Source organism: Pseudoxanthomonas sp. LjRoot204_2 (assembly GCF_056175765.1).
The window spans coordinates 1-4,013 of the sequence record NZ_JBGFFG010000318.1; the positions used below are offsets into that span (position 1 = coordinate 1).

General features: G+C 65.7%; 5 protein-coding genes. 4 read left to right on the plus strand and 1 reads right to left on the minus strand.

Going from position 1 to position 4,013, the window contains the following annotated elements; translation table 11 throughout:
• The 4 genes from AC04L7_RS13810 to AC04L7_RS13825 all read left to right on the plus strand — a co-directional run.
• The coding region (locus tag AC04L7_RS13810; RefSeq protein ID WP_475513219.1) for an HNH endonuclease family protein at positions 1-581 on the plus strand (581 nt) is incomplete at its 5' end.
• Between the two features lie 261 nt (positions 582-842).
• Positions 843-1,160 carry a DUF3817 domain-containing protein gene (locus AC04L7_RS13815; protein ID WP_435996293.1) on the plus strand — a complete coding sequence of 106 codons (318 nt, stop codon included), beginning with the start codon at positions 843-845 and terminating at the stop codon, positions 1,158-1,160.
• An 85-nt stretch (positions 1,161-1,245) separates the two neighbouring features.
• A complete protein-coding gene (locus tag AC04L7_RS13820; protein WP_435996294.1) occupies positions 1,246-2,199 on the plus strand; it encodes an HPP family protein in 954 nt (317 codons plus the stop codon).
• Between the two features lie 195 nt (positions 2,200-2,394).
• Positions 2,395-2,751, plus strand: coding sequence for a cupin domain-containing protein (locus tag AC04L7_RS13825; RefSeq protein ID WP_435996296.1), 357 nt, complete (start codon positions 2,395-2,397; stop codon positions 2,749-2,751).
• Positions 2,752-2,773: 22 nt separating this feature from the next.
• Here AC04L7_RS13825 and yjjJ read toward each other — a convergent pair.
• Positions 2,774-4,013, minus strand: a 1,240-nt coding sequence (yjjJ, locus tag AC04L7_RS13830) for a type II toxin-antitoxin system HipA family toxin YjjJ (protein ID WP_475513220.1), incomplete at its 5' end; no start/stop codon positions are given.

Below are 4,013 nucleotides of genomic sequence, written 5' to 3' on the forward strand. Positions count from 1 at the left end.
GGCTTGTAGAAACCTTTCTAGTCAGGCGGGCTGTTGTCGGATTGGAGCCTACTGGTCTCCATGCTGTGTTCAAAGGTCTTTGGGGCCAAGTTGGCGCAGACCTTGGGTTGTTGCGAGGTGCAATCCAGACCAAGACCATAAAGTTCCCCAGTGATGAAGAGTTTCGAATCGCCGTCGAGTCTGCGCCTATGTATATGCGTAGAATCCGTAACTTCGTTATGCTGGAATTGGAGCGGTCGTTCACCAAAGGCGACGTCCTTAAGGTGTTTCCCGACATGACGGCCGATCATGTTCTTCCGCAAGCGGCATCAGGCGACTGGTTGGATAAGTTCACAACAGCCGAGATGGACAGTCTCAGGGATACTTGGGCAAATCTTGTTCCTTTGTCCGGGAAAGCTAACTCCGAAAAGGGCCGGAGATCATGGGTCGAAACGAGGGCGCACCTGAAGACGGAAGCTGTCTTCTCGACCACAAAGCAACTTTTGGATCGTTGCGAGGACTGGAATGCGGAAGCTTTGCGGGCACGAGCTAGAGAGCTGGCGAACTGGGCTCTCAAGCGCTGGCCTGATCTACAGAGCTGATCTTTATCTGCTGACTGAGATTTGATGTGGTCGCCAGTTTGTAACGGACCGGCGCTTCATTTGGCGTCAGATTGCGGCCATAGAAGTGATCTCAGAAGAACTGAAGTCGATCCGAAGTCGCTTCTTTTAAAGGGCTTGGAGTGGATATTGGTCCGCTCCAAGCCACAGAGGTGGTCTCGGGCAAAGTTCAGTCGCTAGAATTCCAACGCCAGCGAGCGCCGCAGCCGCCATCGCATCCGGCATCCCTCACTGGAGTCCTGCATGTCCCGACCCCTAGCGCCCGCCGGGCGCCTGTTCGCTGTCGCCGCCTTTCTTGAAGGCTTCACCTGGGCCGGTCTGCTGATCGGCATGGCGTTCAAGTACAGCGCCGTCGGCAACGACCTGGGTGTGAAGATCTTCGGGCCGCTGCATGGCGGCGCGTTCCTGTTCTATGTGGTGGTCACCGCGCTGTCGGCATTGCGCCTGCGCTGGCCGTGGTGGGCGGCGTTGCTGGCGCTGGTCGCCGCCGTGCCGCCGCTGGTGACCGTGCCGCTGGAGATGTGGTTCCGGCGGATCGGCTTGCTGGGTCTGCGCGGCTGACGTGTGAGCATGGCGGGCCAGGGCCCGCCCTACGTGCGGCGTGTCCTTCGCATAGACTGCGGCGCCTGCCCTCTCGCTGCCGCCTATGAGCCCCCATTCCCGCCTGACCGAGTTGCGCCTGCTACTGGGCATCGAACGCAACACCACCCGCCATGGCGAGAAGTGGATATCGGGCATCGGCGCGTTGCTGGGCATCCTGGCGGTGTACGGGTTGACCCGCTGGACCTTCCCGAGCGACACCGCGTCCGCCGTCGGCGGCGCGCTGATGGTCACCTCGATGGGTGCGTCTGCGGTGCTGCTGTTCGCCGTGCCGCAGGGCGCGCTGTCGCAGCCGTGGGCCGTGGTAGGCGGGCACCTGCTGTCCGCCTTCATCGGCGTGAGCTGCCAGAAACTGTTTCCTGGCCATGCTTGGACCGCCGCCCTCGCCGTGGGCCTCGCGGTGCTGGGCATGTACTACCTGCGCTGCATCCATCCGCCGGGCGGTGCGACTGCCCTCGCCGCGGTGATCGGCGGCTCCGACGTGCATGCCCTGGGCTACGGCTACCTGCTGATGCCGATACTCATCAACGTCGTGGCCATCCTGTCCATGGCCATCGCCTTCAACGCGCTGTTCCCTTGGCGCCGCTACCCGGCGCACCTGCATCGCCGCCGCCAGGCCTCGCGCATCACCCAGCCCGCGCAGCGCCAGTTCGAACTCACCCAGGAAGATTTCTCCGCGGCGATGGAGCAACTCAACTCCTACGTCGACATCACCACCGAGAACCTCACCGAACTGCTGGAACTCGCCAAGCAACACGCCGAACGCAACATCACCCACCCCGACGCGATCCTCCGCGGCCGCTTCTACAGCAACGGCAAACTCGGTCGCCTGTGGAGCGTACGGCATGTGCTGGAAGGCGAAGGCGCGGGGTTGCAGTACCGCGTCGTTGCCGGCGAGCAGACGGGCAGCACGGGCATGAGCAGCCCCGACGAGTTCCGGCAGTGGGCGCGCTTCGAAGTGGTGCTGCAGGACAATGGGCGGTGGGTGATTGCGGGCTGATCGTCCCCAGGGGCGCTGACCGCCGGACGGTGTCCGGCACCTGCGCGTGGCAGCGTTGTCGTCGGTTGAGCGGTCGCAACCCGGACCGTGTCACGTGTGCATGGACGGCATCGCGATGGCCGGGGTTCCTGCACATGCGCCCTTCCCAGTGGCGGCGCGATGGGCCGGTCGCAGCGCGCATGCCGGAGCAGACCGATGCACCGAAACGTCTTCCTCGCCGTTGGCGCGCTTGCGATCGCCGCCTGTATGAGCTCTTCCGCGCAGGACCTGGTGAAGACCGCCGGGCCCGGGGCGAAAGTGATCCTGGAGAACGATCAGGTCCGCGTGATCGAACTGACCGTCGCACCCGGCAAGCGCACCGGTGTGCACTCGCATGGCGACCACATCATCTACTTCCTGACGCCCGGCGAGGCTCTGCTCACCGGGCCGGACAAGAAACCTGTTCGGCGCAGCATTCCGCAAGGCCACATCGAATGGGCCTCACCGGTGACGCATGACACGGTGAACGCGGGTAGCGCCGAGACGCGTACCCTCATCATCGAGTTGAAGTAGCGGAGATTCCGATACGGGCGGGCTAGGCGAACTGGCGCGAGAAATTCCCGACCGCATTGATGTTGGCGCGTGCGAGCGCGCGCATGTCGTCCGATCCGATCCACTCGCTGTCTGCCACACGCTGCCAGAAGACGATGGCAGCGTCCGCCGCCCAGCGGATATGACCGACCTGCCCGGTGCGATCCGGTGCGGTCGGTCGCACGGCCTCCGGGGGGCGCACGGCGCCGGTGCGCGAAGGCGCCAGTGCCATCGGCAGCATGTCGTAGGCCGGCGCCAGCGCAAGCGGACGATCATCCCCGAGATGGAACCCGAGATTGCCCGCATGCATGTCGCTGTTGTCGATGAAGCGCCCGAACCAATGCAGGCGCGCCATCTGCGTCGCGTCCTGCGTGGTGATCCAGCCGTCGGCCGCCAGCCGTTCGCCGAATCGCCCCCAGTCGCGCGCGCCGTCGCCGTAGAACGCGGCGTCCAGCGCTTGCAGGGAGACGAAACCGCGACGGCCCAGCGTGTCGGCAACGCGATCGAAGCGACGSACTTCCAGGAACGTGTAGCCGTCGGCATGCAGGCACTGCGACAAGGCCGCAGGCAGGCCTGCCTCGCGCAGCGTGGTGGCGRCCACGTGCTCGCAACCCAGCAGGTCGGCCCAGCGGCGGACCGCGTGGCCTTCGTCCGGCACCGCGAACTTCACCAGTGCGGCGTAGCGCGTGCCGTCCTGCGGGTGCACGGTGGCGGTGAACTTCGGTTGCTCGCCGCCGGGCGAGGAGCCGATCTCCTCGCCGGCCAGCGCGGCCTGCGCCCAGGCGGGGTATTGCCGCGCGCGATCGGAAGAAGCGACGGCGTCGGTCGGCGTGTCGCGCTCGGCCATCGCCGTGGCCAGGGCTTCCTGACCGAGGATCAGGTCGCCGATGCCGGTGCCGCCGGTCCGCGTGATCGCCAGCAATGTGTCGCGGACCTGCCATCGGTTCAGGTCGTCGGGTACGCCTAGCGCGCGTCCCTGGCGGTGCGCCAGCGTGCGGCCCAGGAATCCTTGGGGCCGCAGGTCGTCGAGGAACCAAGGCAGCCCGGGATGGAAGCCGGCGACCCGATCGACGGTGCGTGTCAGCAGGGGCCTGTCACCGGAGGCCTCGAAGAAGAAGCGGTCTCCACGCAGCGCGTGCAGGGTGCCCAGTTCTTCCAGCGTCGCATCCGGCCGCATCCGCCACAGCGGCCAAGCTTCGCCTGCATCAGTGCGCGCGCGCGCCGCGTAGGCGGTGGCGCGTGCC

Excerpts from the sequence above, each read along its gene's own strand:
- AC04L7_RS13825 (WP_435996296.1), top strand. The coding sequence starts at position 2,395 with ATGCACCGAAACGTCTTCCTCGCCGTTGGCGCGCTTGCGATCGCCGCC.
- AC04L7_RS13815 (WP_435996293.1), top strand. The coding sequence starts at position 843 with ATGTCCCGACCCCTAGCGCCCGCCGGGCGCCTGTTCGCTGTCGCCGCC.
- AC04L7_RS13820 (WP_435996294.1), top strand. The coding sequence starts at position 1,246 with ATGAGCCCCCATTCCCGCCTGACCGAGTTGCGCCTGCTACTGGGCATC.